Below are 17,521 nucleotides of genomic sequence, written 5' to 3' on the forward strand. Positions count from 1 at the left end.
TTGGGCTTGAACCGATCGCGTAGCGGTCCTGACCCGGCTTCGGGCGGCGTTCGGCTTGGGCGGGCACGGCGGCGCGGCGGCCCCATTGCTACGCCGCCGTGCCCGCGGCTGGCGGTGGTCCACCGCGGCATGGCCCACCGGTCGGCTGTGGCTCGCGCGCCCTCAGGGGCGGCTCGATCGTCCAGGGCGCCTTCCCAGGGGCGGCTCGCTCGTCCGCGGCGCCGCTCTCGGGCGTGGCTCGCTCGTCCACGCGGCCGCTTTCGGGCGTGGCTCGCTTGTCCGCGGCGCCGCTCTCGGGCGTGGCTCGCTCGTCCTGAGCGCCGCTGCCGGGCGGGGCTCAGGAGACCTCGAAGAGCAGGCAGCTCGACGTGGCGTGCGCCGCGAGGCGGCCCTTGCCGTCGGTGAGCCGCGCCTCGGCCAGGGCGGTGCGGCGCCCGCGGGAGAGCACCGTGCCCTCGCACCGCACCAGGCCCGAGTCGGTCGTCACCGGCCGGAGGAACTTCACGTTGAGGTCGAGCGTCGTGTAGCCGACCCCGGCGGGGAGCGTGGAGTGCACCGCGCAGCCGGCCGCCGTGTCGAGCAGCGTCGAGAGGACGCCGCCGTGCACCGATCCGAGCGGGTTGTAGTGGAACTCCTGCGCGGTCATCTCCACGACCACGCGCCCCTCGTCCACCTCCAGCCCGGACACTCCGATGAGCCGCATGACCGGCGGTGGCGGCAGCTCGCCCGCGACCATCCCGCGCAGCAGATCGAGCCCGGGGCGCCGCCCGACCATCGCCGCGTTTCCCGCCGGGTCGGCCCACTCGAACGTCCGGCTCCGCACCGGGGCGCCGCCGTCGCCGTCAACCGGCCCGGCACCACCGGACGCGGCGGCCTGCGGTGGTCGTGCGGCCTGAGTCTGAGTCATGGACGCAGGGTGTCACCGGTTTGCTGGGTCTGTCAACAAGACTTAGGCTCGGTGAGGTGAGACCTGAGGCACTCGACTGGTCGGTCGACAACTGCACGATCGCCCGCGCGATGGCGATCCTCGGTGAGAAGTGGACGCTGGTGGTGCTCCGCGACATCTTCGCCGGCATCCGCCGCTTCGACGACATGCGCGAGCGCACCGGCATCCCGCGCCAGGTGCTGGCCAACCGCCTCGCGATGCTGGTCGACAGCGGCGTGCTGCGCCGCGTGCCGTATCGGGAGCCGGGCGCGCGCCCCCGCCACGAGTACCGGCTGACCGAGATGGGCTTCGACGTCTACCCGATGCTCGCGGCCATCGCCGAGTGGGGCAACCGCTACCTGGCCGACCCCGAGGGCGCACCGGTGGCCATCGTCCACCGCGAGTGCGGCGGCGAGGTGCGGGCCGTGATGCGCTGCGCCGCCGGCCACGAGGGCCTCAAGCCCCGCGAGGTGGTCACCGCCCCCGGGCGGGGCGCCCAGCGCCGCGATGGCGCGCCTTCCCACTGACCGCCACCGTCGAGGCCGCCGCCGTGCCCGGGGAGCGAGCGCCCGGCTACGGGTTTGTCGTGACGGGGAGGTCGGCCCCGCTCGGGGTCGGGTCGGCGCCGTCGACCGGGGCCGGGTTGGGGGAGGAGGGCGACGTCATCGGGGACGGGTCGGGTACCGAGGGCGGCGTGGTCGGCGAGCACCGCGCGGGAAGCTCCGCGCCACCGCGCTGGGAAAGTGCCGTCGGCGAGACCACGTCGACCTGCACCCACACCGGGCCGGCCCCGTGCGGTACGCCGGACGGGACGGTGAGCGTGCCGCTCCCGGCCGCCGTGAACTCCGTGCTGACGCCGCTGTTGGTGCCGTCCGTCCACGTCACGCGGTAGGTGACCGTGGTGGGTGCGGAGACCGTGGCGAACGCGGTCGCGGAGTACGTGCACGCGGTCGGGTCGACCGAGACCGACACCGTCAGGCCGGTCACCGCCGGTGGTGCGGGAGGTGGTGTGGTGCCGCCCGTGTTGCCGCCGCCACCGCCACTCGGCTCGGTGGGCAGGCCGTTGCCGGGGCCGGTGATCGGGCTGCCGGGCTGGCTGGTGCCGGAGACCGGCTGGGTGACCATGCCGCCGCCGATCGGCGGGATCGAGGCGTACGGCGGGAGCTGCCCGTCGGACGACGGCGAGAGCAACACGCCGGGCACGCCGAGCGCCCGCGCGTCGCCGTACGGGTCGGCTGACGCGTCCTGGCCGGGCGGCGCGGGGCGTACGGCGGCGTCGGCGCGGCCGGCGAGCCCGGTGCTGGCCGGGCCGCCGGTGCTGGCGAGGGTGGCCACCACGGGTACGAGCAGCGCCGCCCCCGCGGTGAGGATGGTGACCCGCCGCCGGCGGCGCGGTGGGCGGCTGCGCCGCGTGTCGGGCGCGCTCGCCTCCGGCAGGCTGGCGACCGCGGGGCCGGGCAGGACCGCGACGCTGCGGTGCCCGGTGTACGCCCGGCGGGACGTGAGCGGCACGCGGTAGACCGTGCGGGTGCTGCGCGGCCGGGCGGCGGCGAGCAGGGCCGCGCGGGCGGCGGCCGAGTCCATGCGGTCGGCCACGTCCTTGGCGAGCAGCCCGTCGATGACCGCGGCGAGTGCCGAGCCCCGCACCGGCCGGGGGTGCGGGTCGCAGACGGTGGCGATCAGGCAGGCCATCGCGTCCTCGCGGGCGAACGGCCCCACGCCCTCGACCGCGTAGAAGAGCGTCGCGCCGAGGCCGAAGAGGTCGGCCGGCACGCCGCCCTCCTCGCCGTGCAGCCGCTCCGGCGCCACGTATCCGGGGCTGCCCATCACCGCGGTGCCCCGCAGCGGCACCTGCGCGCCGGCCACGGTGGCGATCGAGAAGTCGGTGAGCAACGGCCGCCCGTTGGCGATCAGCACGTTGGAGGGCTTGACGTCGCGGTGGACGACACCGGCCGCGTGGGCCGCGTCCAGCGCGTCGAGCAGCCCCAGACCGAGGCGGGCCGCCGTCGCGGCGTCGAGCGGCCCCTCCTGCGCCACCAGCTCGCGCAGCGAACGCCCCTCGACCAGCCGCATCACGACCCACGGCTGGTCGGCGTCGTCCACCGCGTCGTAGATCGCGACCACGTTTGGATGGACGAGGCGGCCGGCGCTCAGCGCCTCCACCATCGCCCGATATTTGACCTCTTCACGCTCCTCCGGCGTCATGGGTTGGGTGAAGCGGATCTCTTTGACCGCGACCCATCGGGCGAGGCGCTCATCGAACGCTCGCCACACCACTCCCATGCCACCGGCGCCCAGCACCGAGTCGAGCCGGTACCGTCCCCCAACGACGTGCCCCGACGACGCCACGCCTGATCCTCCCGTGCTACCGCAGCATGAACACTCCAGCACCTCTTAGGGAGGCGAGCCATCGCAGATCCGTACGGGCACGCATCGGCCGATGCTCCGATTTACCGGGGTTCAGACGGGCTGTTTTACCTGGTGACGGCGATGGTACGGGTGAACCAGGGTCTTCTGCCCGTGCCCGCGGTGCGAGAAACTCGGGGAGTCGTTTAGCCGACAGTTTATGGTCGGTCGGAAGGCCGATGGGGAGGTTCACCGCAATTCAGCCCGGATCGGACGCAAGGACGACCACGGTTGGCCCGGAAGGACATTCTCCTCCACGCCTGCGTGACCATCAGCACAGTGCTGCCTGTGCCCAGGCGCACACGACCAGCCCCGTCCAGGCGCTCAGCACCACACAGGTCCACTGTGGAGCAAGTGTGGCCGCGGCAACGGGCGACGGAACCCTGGGCGCGCCTCACCCGTGGTGGGTCAGGCCCAGTGGAACCGCCGCCCGTCGCCCGCTACCAGAAGATGTGCCCGTGCCGGATGGCCGCGCAGCCCCTGTTGGACTCGAAGGAGCTGAACAGCACCTCCTGCCCGCGCCACCGGCCGGTCACGCCGATCAGAACCGGGTCCCACTCGTCGAGACATCCGTAGCCGGGCAGGCGGGGCACCGCCGCGATGTCACCGCGCGCACCGTCGATCTCCGCGCACGCCTCCTTCGCGTACGGGTGAGTGCCACCCTCCGGGTCACAGGTGAGCGTCATGGTGCCGTTGACGCTGTAGATCTCGAACTCGGTGATCCCCTCGCCGCTGGCGGACGCGCCCTGGGCGCCCGCCAGGCTGAGCGTGCCCGCCAGCGCGAGAGCGCCGAGGGCACGCGGGACCTTCACGACACGACCGCCGGCTCGGGCAGGCCCGCCCGGGCGCGGCGGCGGGTGAGCATGTGGTCGAGCGACAGCCGACCCGGCCCCAGTGCCGCGATCAGCAGGAACGACCAGCAGAACAGCGCCGCCGTCTCGCCGCCGTTGTTGAGCGGGAGCAGCCCGTCGGGCTGGTGGACGACGAAGTAGGCGTACGCCATCGAGCCGGAGCAGATGATCGCCGCGACCCGTGTGGCGAGGCCGGACAGGACGAGCAGGCCACCGGCGAACTGGATCACCGCCGCATACCAGCCGGGCCAGGTGCCGACCGTGATCGCCTCGCCGGAGCCACGGTTTCCGCCGAAGACACCGAAGAGGGACGCCACGCCGTGGAAGGCGAAGAGCAGGCCTAGCACCAGCCGGAAGAGCGTGGTGACGAGGTCGGGGATGCGTGCAGGGTTCATATGGAGAGCTCCTGTAGAGACTGGTCCCCACGGCCAGGAGATCCTAACCCATTCCATCTACGAATGTCTATGCGAACGATTCTCACGTGAACGCGCGGTCGAGTGCCTCCCGCACCTCGCGCAGGTCGGCACCGACCGCCGCGGCGAGTGCGGCGGGCCCGCCGGCGAGCGGCATCCGCGCCGCGCCCGGCCCCAGCACCGCCGCCTCCGGCGGCTTCTCCGTCCACAGGGGATCCACCATCAGCAGCGTGCCGGTCGCGCGGCCGCCCCCGAGGACCGCCGGCCCGGCCCAGCCCGCCGCGCGCGGTCCGACCGCCAGATCTTGACGCATGAGGGTACGGCCGTCGTGGCGCACGGTGCTCTCCAGGCGCGCGTCTCCGGGCTCCTCGTCGTGGCGGCCGCACACCACCTCCTCCCGCCAGGTGAGGGAGGCGTCACCCTCCAGGTCCACAAGGGACCTGGAGACGTGGTCACAGCCCCGCGCGGCGATCAGCGGCTCGGGCAGCCACCGCAGCGAGCCGCCGGCCGCCACGGTCGCGTGCACGTCCAGTGTGGACTGTGCGCCATCCCGGCCGGGCAGGGCGAGCGAGGCGGCGACGGTCCGTACGCACAGGTGCGCACCGGCGGCGACGGTCACCTCGATCCGCAGCCGGTCGCCGCCGAGCGGGCCGGCCGCCCCGCCGACCAGGTGCACCTCCACCTCACCGTCGGCGTGGCGGGGCCCCGTCCTCCGTACCAGAAGGGGGGTTTCCGATCGGAGGGTGACCAGCCGCGTGCGCCCGGCGTCCGCGACCGCCGCGATCCGGGCGGTGGCCTTCATGGCTTGACGAGGCCGCGTACCCAGTCGGCGACCGGCGTGGCCGCCGGGTCCCGCACCAGCGAGAGGAAGACGGTGGGCAGATCGCCGCGGCGGGCGGCCGCGTCGCGGGCCATCACGGACAGGTCGGCGCCGACGAGCGGGGCGAGGTCGGTCTTGTTGACGACCAGCAGGTCGGCTGTGGTGACGCCGGGGCCGCCCTTGCGCGGCACCTTGTCGCCGCCGGCCACGTCGACCACGAAGATCTGCCGGTCGACCAGCCCTTTGCTGAACGTGGCGGTGAGGTTGTCGCCGCCGCTCTCCACGAGCACCAGGTCGAGCGGGCCGAGGCCGGCCTCCAGGTCTTCGCAGGCGTCGAGGTTGGCCGAGATGTCGTCGCGGATCGCGGTGTGCGGGCAGCAGCCAGTCTCCACGGCGCGGATGCGGTCGGCCGGGAGTACGCCGTTGCGGAGCAGGAAGTCGGCGTCCTCGGTGGTGTAGATGTCGTTGGTGACCACGGCGAGCCGCAGCTCGGCGGCGAGCGCGCGGCACAGGGCCGCGACGAGCGCCGTCTTGCCCGACCCGACCGGCCCGCCGATGCCGATCCGCAGCGCCCGCCCACCGCTCGCGAGCGGGGCGTGCGGGTCGACGTCGGGGTGCGGATGAGTGTGATCCGGCTCGCCCTCGGCGTGCGAGTGCGCGGCGGCGTGTGTGTCGGTCTCAGCTCGCAAAGAGACGCACCTCCCAGCTGGCGTGTATCTCGGCCCCGATGTCCAGCAGTGGTGCGGAACAGGCGGGCAGGTCGTCCACAGTAGACTCCAGCGCGGCGGCGACGGCGCGCGTGGCGGTGGCGTCGCACTCCTCGGCGAGGCGCGCGACGAGCGCGTGCGTGGCATAGGGATCCAGGCCGAGCAGGCGCACCGCGGCACTGGCCGGCCCGGTGAGCGTGCCGTACGCGGCGGTGAGCGCGGCCTCGGCGGGGCAGAGCCCGGCGGCGGCCGCCACGACGCCCAGCGCGACGGGCTGGTGCAGCTCGCGTTCCACGGTGGAAAGCGTCCACAGTGCCCGGCCGGCGCGCAGCAGCGCCCGACCCTGTGCCCGGGAAGCCCTGCGCAGCGCGGGCGACGGCGTGCGCGCGTCCAGGCCCGCGTCCAACTCGGCGACACTGTGCCGCACGCACACCGCGACGGCGGGCTGGAGCATTGTGGCCGGTCGAGGCTCTGCCGGAGGCCGGCTCGCGGCGCAGGCGGCCGCGGCGAAGGCGGCGGTCACCAGGCCGGCCGTCGCCAGGCGGCCGTGCAGGAAGGCGCCCAGGCTCGCCAGGTCACGCACGCGCCCGGCGGTGACCGCGGCTTCGAGGCCGCCCGAGTGGGCGTGCCCGCCGGCCGGAAAGCGCCCGTCGGCGAGCAGCAGCAGGGTGGAGTGCGCGCCCATCAGAACAGGAAGTACCGCTGGGCCATCGGCAGCTCGGTCACCGGCCGCGGCTCGACCACCTCGCCGTCGATCCGCACCGTGAACGTGTCCGGCTCCACCTCGATCCGCGGCGTCGCGTCGTTGAGCGGGAGGTCGGCCTTGCCGCGCCCGCGTACCCCGGTGACCGGCACCAGCGGGCGGGCCACCGCGAGGCGCGCGGCGAGCCCGTCCTCGACGGCGGCCGGCGCCACGAAGGCGAGGCTGGTCGCGGCGGGCACCGCCCCGTAGGCGCCGAACATCGGGCGGGGGAGGACCGGCTGGGGGGTGGGGATGGAGGCGTTCGCGTCGCCCATCTGGGCCCAGGCGATCATGCCGCCCTTGATCACCAGGTGTGGCCGCACGCCGAAGAACGCCGGGTCCCACAGCACCAGGTCGGCCAGCTTGCCCGCCTCGACCGAGCCCACCTCGCCCTCGATGCCGTGCGTGACGGCGGGGCAGATCGTGTACTTGGCGACGTACCGGCGGGCGCGGTGGTTGTCGGCCGCCCCGTCGCCGGGGAGCGCGCCCCGGCGCTCCTTCATCACGTGGGCGGTCTGCCAGGTGCGGAGCACGACCTCGCCGACCCGCCCCATCGCCTGCGAGTCGGAGCCGATGATCGAGATCGCGCCGAGGTCGTGGAGCACGTCTTCGGCCGCCATCGTGCTGGGCCGGATGCGGCTCTCCGCGAACGCCAGATCCTCCGGCACCGACGGGTTGAGATGGTGGCAGACCATCAGCATGTCGAGGTGCTCGTCGAGCGTGTTGCGCGTGTACGGGCGGGTCGGGTTGGTCGACGAGGGCAGCACGTTGGGGTGCGAGGCGACCGTGATGATGTCGGGCGCGTGGCCGCCGCCCGCGCCCTCGGTGTGGTACGCGTGGATGGCCCGGCCGCCGATCGCCCGCAGTGTGTCCTCGACGAAGCCGGCCTCGTTGAGCGTGTCGGTGTGGATGTTGACCTGCACGCCGGCCGCGTCCGCGACGGTGAGGCAGGCGTCGATGGCGGCGGGCGTGGTGCCCCAGTCCTCGTGCAGCTTGAAGCCGCCCGCACCGGCCCGCAACTGCTCCCACATCGACTCGGCGCTGACCGTGTTGCCCTTGCCGAGCAGCAGCACGTTGACCGGCCAGGGGTCGATCGCCTCGAACATGCGGGCGAGGTGCCAGGCGTTGGGCGTGACGGTGGTGGCCTTGGTGCCCTCGGCCGGGCCGGTGCCGCCACCGATCACGGTGGTGATGCCGCTGGCCAGCGCCTCTTCGAGGATCTGCGGGCAGATGAAGTGGACGTGCGAGTCGATCGCGCCGGCCGTGAGGATCTTGCCGTTGCCGGCGATCACCTCGGTGCCCGGCCCGATCACCAGGTCGGGGTGGACACCGTCCATGGTGTCCGGGTTGCCGGCCTTGCCGAGCGCCACGATCCGCCCGTCGCGGATGCCCACGTCGGCCTTCACCACGCCCCAGTGGTCGAGTACGACGGCGCCGGTGATCACCGTGTCCGGCGTGCCCTCGGCGCGGGTCGCCCGCGACTGCCCCATCGACTCGCGGATCACCTTGCCGCCGCCGAAGACCGCCTCGTCACCGCCGGCGCAGCGATCCTCCTCGACCTCGATCAGCAGGTTGGTGTCGGCCAGCCGGATGCGGTCACCGGTGGTGGGCCCGTAGAGGGAGATGTAGCGCCGCCGGTCCACAGTGCTCACAGTGCCTCCGGATGTGCGCGCCCGCGCGCGGGCGGGCGGCGTCGCGACGGGCCGCCGGTGGCGGCGAGGTGGTTCGGTGCCGGCGCGCCGGGTCCGCCGCTCACAGCGGGCCGCCGACCTCGCCGCGGAGGCCGGGCACGACCCGCCCGCCGGCCAGGGGCACGAGGTCGACGTCGCGCGGCACGCCCGGCTCGAAGCGCACCGACGTGCCGGCCGGGACCGCGAGGCGGTGCCCGCGGGCCGCCGCGCGGTCGAAGTCGAGGGCCGGGTTGGCCTCGGCGAAGTGGTAGTGGGAGCCGACCTGCACGGGGCGGTCACCGGTGTTGGTGACCGGCAGCGTCAATACGGGCCGCCCGGCGTTGATCTCCACCTCGCCGTCGCCGGGGATGATCTCGCCCGGTATCACCGCCACCTCCTCGCCCACGCCCGCCGCCCCGAGCGGTGTCCGCTCATTGGTGCCCGCGTCGCTGCGGCCGGGCCCGAGACGCCACGCACGCCGAGCCGGACGATCGGATCGCTCATGGGATGGGCTCGTGGACGGTGACAAGCTTGGTGCCGTCCGGGAACGTCGCCTCCACCTGCACCTCCGGCAGCAGCTCCGGCACGCCGTCGAGCACGTCCTCGCGGGTGAGCACCTGCCGGCCGGCCTCCATGAGCTCGGCGACCGTGCGCCCGTCGCGGGCCGCCTCCAGGAGGAACGCGGTGATCACCGCGGTCGCCTCCGGATGGTTGAGCCGCAGGCCGCGCTCGCGGCGCCGCCAGGCCACGTCGGCCGCCACGTGGATCAGCAGCCGGTCCTGCTCGTGCCGGGTCAGAAACACCGGGTCACATTGACACCTCAACGTTTCCAGCACGTTTCGCTTGTGCGGGCGGCCCCTCCCGTGGTCATCGGGCGCCTACTGACAGAATGTGCGAGTTAGCCAGGACAAAAGGAGACGTACCCGTGATCCGTACCCATGACGCCGGAAGCCTGCGGGCCGCGGACGCCGGCACGACGGTGACGCTCGCCGGCTGGGTCGCCCGCCGTCGCGACCACGGGGGTGTCATCTTCGTCGACCTGCGCGACGCGTCGGGCGTGGTGCAGGTGGTCTTCCGCGGAGCGCCAGCGACCGAGGAGATCGGGCTCAGCGAGGAGTCGGCTGACGCTCACGCGCTGCGCAACGAGTTCTGTGTCAAGGTCACCGGCACGGTCGAGCGCCGACCCGAGGGCAACGACAACCCCGAGCTGCCCACCGGCGAGATCGAGGTCAACGTCTCGACGCTGGAGATCCTCTCCGAGGCGGCGCCGCTTCCGCTGCCGGTCGACGACCACGTCGACGCGGGCGACGACATCCGCCTCAAGTACCGCTACATCGACCTGCGCCGCAGCGGGCCGTCCCGGGCGCTCCGGCTGCGCTCGCGGGCCAACCAGATCGCGCGTACGGTGCTGCACGACCGCGACTTCGTGGAGATCGAGACGCCCACGCTCACCCGTTCGACGCCCGAGGGCGCGCGCGACTTCCTGGTGCCGGTGCGGCTCCAGCCCGGCACCTGGTACGCCCTCCCGCAGTCGCCCCAGCTCTTCAAGCAGCTGCTGATGGTCGGCGGGATGGAGCGCTACTACCAGATCGCCCGCTGCTACCGCGACGAGGACTTCCGGGCCGACCGGCAGCCGGAGTTCACGCAGCTCGACATCGAGATGTCGTTCGTGACCCAGGACGACGTGATCGGGCTCGGCGAGGCGATCGTCGGCGGGCTGTGGCGGGAGCTGGCCGGCCACGAGATCAACGGGCCGATCCCGCGCATCACCTGGCACGACGCGATGGCGCGGTACGGCTCCGACAAGCCCGACCTCCGCTACGGCGTGGAGCTGACCGAGCTGACCGACTACCTGCGCGGCACCGAGTTCCGCGTGTTCGCCGGCGCGATCGACGCGGGCGGCTACGTGGGCGCGGTCGTGATGCCGGGCGGCGCCGCGCAGACCCGCAAGGAGCTCGACGGCTGGCAGGACTGGGCCAAGGCGCGGGGCGCCCGCGGCCTGGCGTACGTGGTGCTCGACGCGGAGACCGGCGAGGCCCGCGGCCCGGTCGCCAAGAACCTCAGCGAGGCGCACCTGGCCGGCCTCGCCGACGCGGTGGGCGCCAAGCCGGGCGACGCGATCTTCTTCGCCGCCGCGGCCGAGCGGCGCGAAGCGCAGGAGCTGCTCGGCGCCGCCCGCATCGAGATCGCCCGCCGGGTCGGGCTGGTCGACGAGGACGCGTGGGCGTTCTGCTGGGTGGTCGACGCGCCGATGTTCGAGCGGACCGAGTCCGAGGAGGGCAAGCCGGCGGGCTGGACCGCGGTGCACCACCCCTTCACCTCGCCCACCGACGAGTGGGTCGGCCGCTTCGAGGAGGCGCCGGACCGCGCGCTCGCGTACGCGTACGACATCGTCTGCAACGGCAACGAGATCGGTGGCGGCTCGGTCCGTATCCACCGCGCCGACGTGCAGCGCCGCGTCTTCGACCTGCTCGGCATCTCGCCCGAGGAGGCCAACGACAAGTTCGGCTTCCTGCTCGAGGCGTTCAAGTACGGCCCGCCGCCGCACGCCGGCATCGCCTTCGGCTGGGACCGCGTGTGCATGCTGCTGTCCGGCGCCGACTCGATCCGCGAGGTGATCGCGTTCCCCAAGACGCGGGGCGGCTACGACCCGCTGACCAGCGCGCCCACGCCGATCACGGCGCAGCAGCGCGCCGAGGCGGGCGTCGACGCCAAGCCCAAGGCACCGGCCGCCGACAAGGCGGGCGCCGCCGAGAAGCCCGGCACCGCCGGGGTCGCGGTGCCGGTGGAGCACAGCCGCTAGCTTGCGCATGGCGCCAAGGGGCTGTGTCGGTGACATAGCCCCTTCAAAGCCGTCGCAAAGGGCTGTGTCCCCGACATTGCCCACGGCCGGTCGCGCGCGTGCCGGCGCCGCCGCCCCGTGTGGAGGTAGGGCAGCGCGGCGGTGCGCCCGCGGCTGCGGTCGGCGCCGCACGCGACGAGGCGGCCCTGGTCGCGGATGCCCAGCCAGGCGCGGATCCGCGCGTCGCCCGGCCGGGCCTTCGAGGTGGGAAACGCCTCCTGGATCAACGCCGCGGTCTCCGGCTCGTCGGCGGGAGTGAGCTGTGTCACGGCGGCCTCGGCGGGGCGGGCGGCGGCGCGGACGTCCAGAGGTACTCGCCGCCGCGAGTACCGCCGCACGCTCCGTGACCACCCGCGTGTTTGGGAGCCTACGGCGGCACCAGAAATGTCCACGATGGACGCGTGGCGGGATGTGGCGCGGGGTACATGAGGCGTGCACCAAACCCCCCTCAAGGAGGATTCATGTTCGCCATCGCTGCTGCCGCGGTGTTCGGCTTCGCTCTGCTGCTCGACCTGCTCGACTCCGATCTCGGCGCGCCCGACCTGTTCAACTGGCAGACGCTCGTCCTGATCGGTCTCTTCCTGCTCGCCCTGTACTTCGCCGGCGTTGGCCGCGGCCCCTCGGGCGGCGGCGGCCGGTGGTACCGGGGACGGCGTCCCGGCCGCGGTTGACGATCGGCCGGTACTGTCTGTGGGTGATGGAGACCGACGGCCTGTTCCCCCTCGCGGCCACCGGCGTGCGCACCGCACCGGCCGGGGGCGGCGCGACCGGTGGGTTCACCCCGCCTGGCGCCGACTCCCCGCTCCCGGTGCGGATGCGCCCCGCGTCGCTCGACGAGCTGGTCGGTCAGGATCACCTGCTGGCGCCCGGCGCGCCCCTGCGGCAGCTGGTCGGCGGCTCGACGCCGATGTCGGTGATCCTGTGGGGGCCGCCGGGCAGCGGCAAGACCACGATCGCGCACCTGGTGGCGGCGGCCACCGACCGGCGGTTCGTGGCGATGTCGGCACTCTCGGCCGGCGTCAAGGATGTACGCGCGGTGATCGACACGGCCCGGCGCGAGCGGCGCGCCGGTGGGCCGCCCACCGTGCTCTTCATCGACGAGGTGCACCGCTTCAGCAAGACCCAGCAGGACTCGCTGCTCGCGGCGGTGGAGGACCGCACGGTCACGCTGCTCGCGGCCACCACGGAAAACCCGTATTTTTCCGTCATCTCCCCCCTCCTCTCCCGGTGTGTCCTGCTCACCCTCCAGCCGCTCGACGACGACGCCGTGCGAGGGCTGCTCCGCCGCGCCGCCACCGACGAGCGCGGCCTGGGCGGGGCGGTGACGCTCGATCCCGAGGCCGAGGAGCATCTCGTGCGGCTCGCCGGCGGTGACGTCCGCAAGGCGCTCACCGCCCTGGAGGCGGCCGCCTCGTCGGCCGAGGCGCTCGGGGCGTCCACCATCGACCTCGCCACCGCCGAGCAGGCGGTCGACGTGGCCGCGGTGCGCTACGACCGCGACGGCGACGCCCACTACGACGTGACCAGCGCGTTCATCAAGAGCATGCGCGGCTCCGATGTCGACGCCGCGCTGCACTGGCTGGCCCGCATGTTGGTCGCCGGGGAGGACGCCCGCTTCATCGCCCGCCGCCTGGTCATCTTCGCCAGCGAGGATGTGGGCATGGCCGACCCCACCGCGCTCCAGGTGGCGACGGCGGCGGCACACGCGGTCGAATACGTGGGGCTGCCCGAGGTCCAGCTCAACCTCGCGCACACCGTGATCCACCTCGCCACCGCGCCCAAGTCCAATTCGGCCACGGTGGCGATCGGCAAGGCGATGGCCGACGTACGCGCCGGCCGCGGCGGTGCCGTCCCCAAGCACCTGCGCGACGCCCACTACCAGGGCTCGCGAGGGCTGGGCCACGGCACCGGCTACAAGTACCCGCACGACGACCAGCGGGGCGTGGTCACCCAGCAGTACGCGCCGGACGACCTGGCGCGCACCGACTACTACGTCCCGGGCGAGCACGGCGCCGAGCGCGCGGTGGCCGCCCGCCTGCCCGCGCTGCGCCGGATCGTGCGAGGTGACGATGCGTAGGGGGGCTCGCGCCATTTATCGGCAGGTTTCTCGGCTTCGGGGTGTGGAGTCCCGGCTTCGGGGCGTGGGCTCATGGTGAAGCGCTGGGGTCGAGGCAAGGGCGAAGAACCGGTCGACGAGCCGGTCAGCGGCGAGGAGACCGGCTGGCTCGACGACCTGCGCACCGCCAAGGAGGAACGCGCCGCGATCGGCCCCGGTGCCGCCGGCGCCTCCGCCTACGCGAAGCTCCCCACGGGCGACGAAGACGCCGACGACGCCGACGAGGACGGCTGGCCCACCCCCTTCCGCCGCCCCGCACGCGACGAGCCCGCCGCTCCCTCGGTGCCGTTGCCGAGCGCCCAGCGCGGCGGCCCGGGCGGCGCTGGTGCCCCGCGCGGCGGTGGTGGTCCGGGCGGTGGCTTTGGCCCGGATGGTCCCGGCGGTCCCCGTGGTGGTGGTCCCGGTGGTGTGCCTGGCCCCGGTGGCGTGCCTGGTCCGGGTGGCGTGCCTGGTCCGGGCGGCCCGCCGCCGCACGCGTCCGAACGCTCGACCGTGCGGCGCCCGAGCGGCCCCGGCGGTCCCGGTCCCCGCGACGGTGCTCCAGGGGGCGCACCCGCGGGCCCACCGGTCGTGCCGCCCCCCGGCGCGCCGGTGGTGACCGGCCCCGGCGTCCGCCTCCCCGCACCTCCCGGCCGCTACGACGACGCGCCCGTCGCGGGTCGCCACGGCGAGCCAGGGCGGTTCGACGCCCCACCCCCCGGTGGACCCGGCGTGCGTGGCGGCGTCGACGGCGCAGCCCCCTTCGACGGTGCCTCACCTGGCCGCCACGACACGGGCGACATCACCGGTGGCCGGCACGGCGGGGCTGCCCCGGGCGGCGGCCGGCACGGCGACACGGGCGACATCACGGGCGGCGGTCGCCATGGCGGTGCCGCGCCGGGCGGTGGCCGCCACGACACGGGCGACGTCACCGGCGGCGGCCGCCGTGGCGCCCGGTACGGCGACGCGGGCCGCCACGACGGCACGGGCGACATCGCCGGTGGCCGGCACGGCGGTGCCGCTGTCGGCGGTGGCCGGCACGGCGACACGGGCGACGTCACCGGCGGGCGGCACGGCAATACCGGCGACATCATGGGCTCGGGCCGGCACGGCGACACCGGTGACATCACGGGCGGTGGCCGGCGTGGCAACACGGGCGACATCATGGCCGGCGGGCGTCATGCCGGTGCAGCCTCCGGCGGTGGCCGGCACGGCACCGGTGACATCATGGGCTCGGGCCGGCACGGCGACACCGGTGACATCACGGGCGGCGGACGCCACGGCGACACCGGTGACATCACGGGCGGCGGACGCCACGGCAACACGGGCGACATCACCGGCTCCGGGCGCCGCGGTGGCGCCGCCACTCCCGCCGCCCGCCACGGCGAACCCGACCCGCGACGCGCCGACCCCGGCACCCGCTACGACACAGCGGCCCCGCCCGGGCGCGACGGCGCGGTGCCCTGGTCGGGTCAGGAGGCACCGCCCCGCCGTGGCGAGCCGGCCCAGCCCCGGCACGGCGACGACGGCCCCGGCCGCCCCGGTGTCGCCGCACCAGCGCCCCGCCACGGCGAGCCGATACCGGTGCGGCCCGGCCCGGGCGCTTCCCCGCACGACGAGCCCGGGACCGGCGGCTTCCAGGCCATGGGCGCACCGCCTGCGGCCCGGCCTTCCGGGTTCGACCGGGGGCGGCCACCGGAGACGGTCGTACCGGCCTCCGGCAACGCGCCGGACGTACCACCGGCGCCCCGCGACGCCCCCGACCTCCCGCGTACCGGCGTGCCCGGCCGCCCCGACCCGGCAGGCGATGGTGCCGCGGGCCGGGCGGACGCTCCGCTGCCGCCGATGCCCGCCGCCCGCGCCTCGCGCCACGGCAACGTACAGTCCGTGCCGCCCGCCGGCACCGAGCCCGATCCGCCGAGCGAGCCGGGCATGCCGCCGCGCGGCCGTTCCCGTTCCACCGGCGAGCGGGGCGGGAGCGGTGCCCGTTCGCGCTGGACCGACCACGACACGACCGGCGGCCAGCGACTCCCGGACGCACCGGACGGCCGGACTGACACCGACGCGTCCCGCTCGGCGCACGCCGCCCAGTCGGGGCCGCCGTCCGCCCGACCGCCGATGCCGGACCTGCCCCCGCCAGACGGCCAGCGCCGCCGGGCACAGGGCGCGCCGGCCGGGTACGACACCGGCGACGTCGCGGACCCGGACGGCGGCCGGCGCCGGGGCCGGGCCGCTGGCTACGACACCGGTGACGTCGCCGATCCGGATGGCGGTCGACGGCGTGGCCGGGCTGCCGGTTATGACACCGGTGACCTCGCCGACCCCGATGGCGCGGGCCGGCGGGGGAGGGCGGCTGGCTTCGATACCGGAGATGTCGGCGACCACGGCGGCGCTCGGCGTCGCGGCGGTGCGCCCGGTCCGGAGCGCGAGCCGGCGGACGACGAGATGGAAGGCTTCGCCGGGCCCGGCGGCCGCCCTCGGGGCAGCCGTGGGGCGGGTCGCTCCCGCCCGCCGATGGGGCAGTCCGCGCCCGGCATGGGGCCGGGGGGAGCGGGGCCCGGCCCGCACGGTGGCCGAGGGTCGGGGGCCGCGCCGGTATCGGACGGCGGTCCCGCCGCGCCGGTCGCACCGCCCGTGGTGCCGGGCCGGCAGGGCGCGACCCCACCGGCCGGCGGACGCGGTCGTGGCGGCGGCCGGCCAGAGGTGGACCAGGCGGGTCCGCGCGGTGGCTTCGGCCAGGACGGACCAGCCGGTCCGCGCGGCCAGGACGCACCGGCCGGTTCCCGTGGCCAGGGCACGCCAAGCGGACCGCGTGGTGGCTTCGGCCAGGACGCACCGGCCGGTCCTCGCGGTCAGGGCGCGCCAAGTGGTCCCCGTGGCGGGTTCGGGCAGGACGTGACCACCGGGCCTCGTGGTGGCTTCGGCCAGGACGGGCCGGCCGGCCCCCCCGGCCAGGATGCGCCTACCGGGCCCCGAGGCGGGTTCGGGCAGGACGGGCCGCGAGGTGGCTTCGGGCAGGACACGCCAACAGGGCCGCGCGGAGAGTCCGGGCCTGACGGGCCGCCGGCTGCACGTGGGCCCTTCGGCCCGGACGCGCCTCGTGGTGGCCGGGGGCCGGACGCGCCGCACGGTGGCCGCGGGCAGTTCGGGCCGGGCGGGCCTGGGGCGGAAGGGCCGCAGGCCGGGCGGGGGGCGTTCGGTCTTGACGCGGCGCAGGGCCGGCCGGCCGGATCGGGCTCAGCGCGGATACCCGGCGGGCCGGGCAGGCGTGGCGGCGGTGGAGCAGGCGGGCCGGGCATGCCAGGCGGGCCCGCCATGCCGATCAGCGGCGCGGGCGGACCAGGTGGCGGTGCCGGCGGACCAGGCACGGGCGGTGGACCCGGCGCGGGCGGTGGCCCCGGCGGACCAGGCGGACCGCGCGCGGCCGGCCGCGCGGGCGGGCGGGCGGTGCCCGCTGGCCCGGGGCTGGCCGACGGCCCCGGGATGCCGGAACACGCCACCATGCCGGACGGCCCCGGGATGCCCACGGGCCGAGCCAGGACGCCCGGACCGGGCGGCCGCCCAGGGGCCCCGGACGAGATGCGCCAGGCCGGACCGGGCGGGCGCCCAGGGGCCCCGGACGAGATGCGCCAGGCCGGACCGGGCGGGCGCCCAGGGAGCCCGGACGAGATGCGCCAGGCCGGACCAGGCGGCCGCCCAGGACAGCACGGTCCGGGACCAAACGGCCCCGGACCACACGGTCCAGGACCGCGCGGCGGCCCGGGACCCAACAACCCAGGACCGCACGGTGGCCCAGGACCGCACGCTGGCCCGGGGGCAAACGGCCCAGGAGCGAGCGGCGCGGGCTTCGCGCCGGCGCCGGGCCACGGCCCGGATGGACAGGGCCGGCGCGGACCCGGACCGGACGGACGGCCGGGCGACCCGGGCGCACGCGGCCCCGCCGCGGGGACGGCGCGCGCCGCCGCGGCCGCACCCGTCGTGCCACCAGGAGCAGCGCCGGGAGCGCCGCCCATGGCACCGCCAGGAGCAGTGCCGGGAGCGCCGCTTGGA

The 17,521-nt window shown here is 75.3% G+C and carries 14 protein-coding genes and 1 pseudogene; 4 read left to right on the forward strand and 11 right to left on the reverse strand.

What is annotated here, in order from left to right; genetic code table 11:
* Window positions 1-337 precede the first annotated feature (337 nt).
* Window positions 338-907, reverse strand: a complete 570-nt coding sequence (locus ACFFIA_RS12560; RefSeq protein WP_377250109.1) for a PaaI family thioesterase — start codon at window positions 905-907, stop codon at window positions 338-340.
* 56 nt (window positions 908-963) lie between these two features.
* Here ACFFIA_RS12560 and ACFFIA_RS12565 point away from each other — a divergent pair, with 56 nt between their 5' ends.
* Window positions 964-1,452 carry a winged helix-turn-helix transcriptional regulator gene (locus tag ACFFIA_RS12565; RefSeq protein WP_377250111.1) on the forward strand — a complete coding sequence of 163 codons (489 nt, stop codon included), beginning with the start codon at window positions 964-966 and terminating at the stop codon, window positions 1,450-1,452.
* 46 nt (window positions 1,453-1,498) lie between these two features.
* On the opposite strand, the gene ACFFIA_RS12570 is transcribed toward ACFFIA_RS12565, so the two are convergent.
* The 9 genes from ACFFIA_RS12570 to ACFFIA_RS12610 all read right to left on the reverse strand — a co-directional run bounded on the left by ACFFIA_RS12570 (window position 1,499) and on the right by ACFFIA_RS12610 (window position 9,337).
* On the reverse strand, window positions 1,499-3,274 hold the full coding sequence (locus tag ACFFIA_RS12570; protein WP_377250114.1) for a serine/threonine-protein kinase: 1,776 nt from the start codon (window positions 3,272-3,274) through the stop codon (window positions 1,499-1,501).
* A 497-nt stretch (window positions 3,275-3,771) separates the two neighbouring features.
* The gene (locus tag ACFFIA_RS12575) at window positions 3,772-4,143 is read right to left on the reverse strand and encodes an SSI family serine proteinase inhibitor (RefSeq protein ID WP_377250116.1); all 372 of its coding nucleotides are present in this window, start codon (window positions 4,141-4,143) and stop codon (window positions 3,772-3,774) included.
* On the reverse strand, window positions 4,140-4,577 hold the full coding sequence (locus ACFFIA_RS12580; RefSeq protein ID WP_377250118.1) for a DoxX family protein: 438 nt from the start codon (window positions 4,575-4,577) through the stop codon (window positions 4,140-4,142). The genes ACFFIA_RS12575 and ACFFIA_RS12580 overlap by 4 nt, the downstream gene beginning before the upstream one ends.
* Before the next feature lie 82 nt (window positions 4,578-4,659).
* Window positions 4,660-5,397 (reverse strand): urease accessory protein UreD, encoded by a 738-nt coding sequence (locus tag ACFFIA_RS12585; protein ID WP_377250120.1) that lies wholly within the window; start codon window positions 5,395-5,397, stop codon window positions 4,660-4,662.
* Window positions 5,394-6,104, reverse strand: coding sequence for an urease accessory protein UreG (gene ureG / locus ACFFIA_RS12590; RefSeq protein WP_377250123.1), 711 nt, complete (start codon window positions 6,102-6,104; stop codon window positions 5,394-5,396). The genes ACFFIA_RS12585 and ureG overlap by 4 nt, the downstream gene beginning before the upstream one ends.
* Window positions 6,094-6,807 (reverse strand): urease accessory protein UreF, encoded by a 714-nt coding sequence (locus ACFFIA_RS12595; protein ID WP_377250126.1) that lies wholly within the window; start codon window positions 6,805-6,807, stop codon window positions 6,094-6,096. Before ACFFIA_RS12595 ends, ureG begins: the two co-directional genes overlap by 11 nt.
* Complete coding sequence (locus ACFFIA_RS12600; RefSeq protein ID WP_377250129.1) at window positions 6,807-8,516, reverse strand: urease subunit alpha; 1,710 nt, start codon at window positions 8,514-8,516, stop codon at window positions 6,807-6,809. Before ACFFIA_RS12600 ends, ACFFIA_RS12595 begins: the two co-directional genes overlap by 1 nt.
* Before the next feature lie 100 nt (window positions 8,517-8,616).
* Window positions 8,617-8,940, reverse strand: a complete 324-nt coding sequence (locus ACFFIA_RS12605; RefSeq protein ID WP_446686964.1) for an urease subunit beta — start codon at window positions 8,938-8,940, stop codon at window positions 8,617-8,619.
* Between the two features lie 94 nt (window positions 8,941-9,034).
* Window positions 9,035-9,337, reverse strand: a complete 303-nt coding sequence (locus ACFFIA_RS12610) for an urease subunit gamma (RefSeq protein WP_377250131.1) — start codon at window positions 9,335-9,337, stop codon at window positions 9,035-9,037.
* 122 nt (window positions 9,338-9,459) lie between these two features.
* Here ACFFIA_RS12610 and aspS point away from each other — a divergent pair, with 122 nt between their 5' ends.
* From aspS to ACFFIA_RS12625, 3 genes and pseudogenes are all read left to right on the forward strand, one after another.
* Complete coding sequence (gene aspS / locus ACFFIA_RS12615; RefSeq protein ID WP_377250133.1) at window positions 9,460-11,337, forward strand: aspartate--tRNA ligase; 1,878 nt, start codon at window positions 9,460-9,462, stop codon at window positions 11,335-11,337.
* A gap of 500 nt (window positions 11,338-11,837) precedes the next feature.
* On the forward strand, window positions 11,838-12,047 hold the full coding sequence (locus ACFFIA_RS12620; RefSeq protein WP_377250135.1) for a hypothetical protein: 210 nt from the start codon (window positions 11,838-11,840) through the stop codon (window positions 12,045-12,047).
* Window positions 12,048-12,073: 26 nt separating this feature from the next.
* Window positions 12,074-13,438: pseudogene (locus ACFFIA_RS12625) on the forward strand (replication-associated recombination protein A); the annotation flags it as partial.
* Between the two features lie 807 nt (window positions 13,439-14,245).
* Here the strand turns inward: ACFFIA_RS12625 and ACFFIA_RS12630 are convergent.
* Window positions 14,246-16,039, reverse strand: coding sequence for a hypothetical protein (locus ACFFIA_RS12630; protein WP_377250137.1), 1,794 nt, complete (start codon window positions 16,037-16,039; stop codon window positions 14,246-14,248).
* Window positions 16,040-17,521: the final 1,482 nt, after the last annotated feature.

Source organism: Phytohabitans kaempferiae, from assembly GCF_042433955.1.
GTDB classification, from domain to species: domain Bacteria; phylum Actinomycetota; class Actinomycetes; order Mycobacteriales; family Micromonosporaceae; genus Phytohabitans; species Phytohabitans kaempferiae.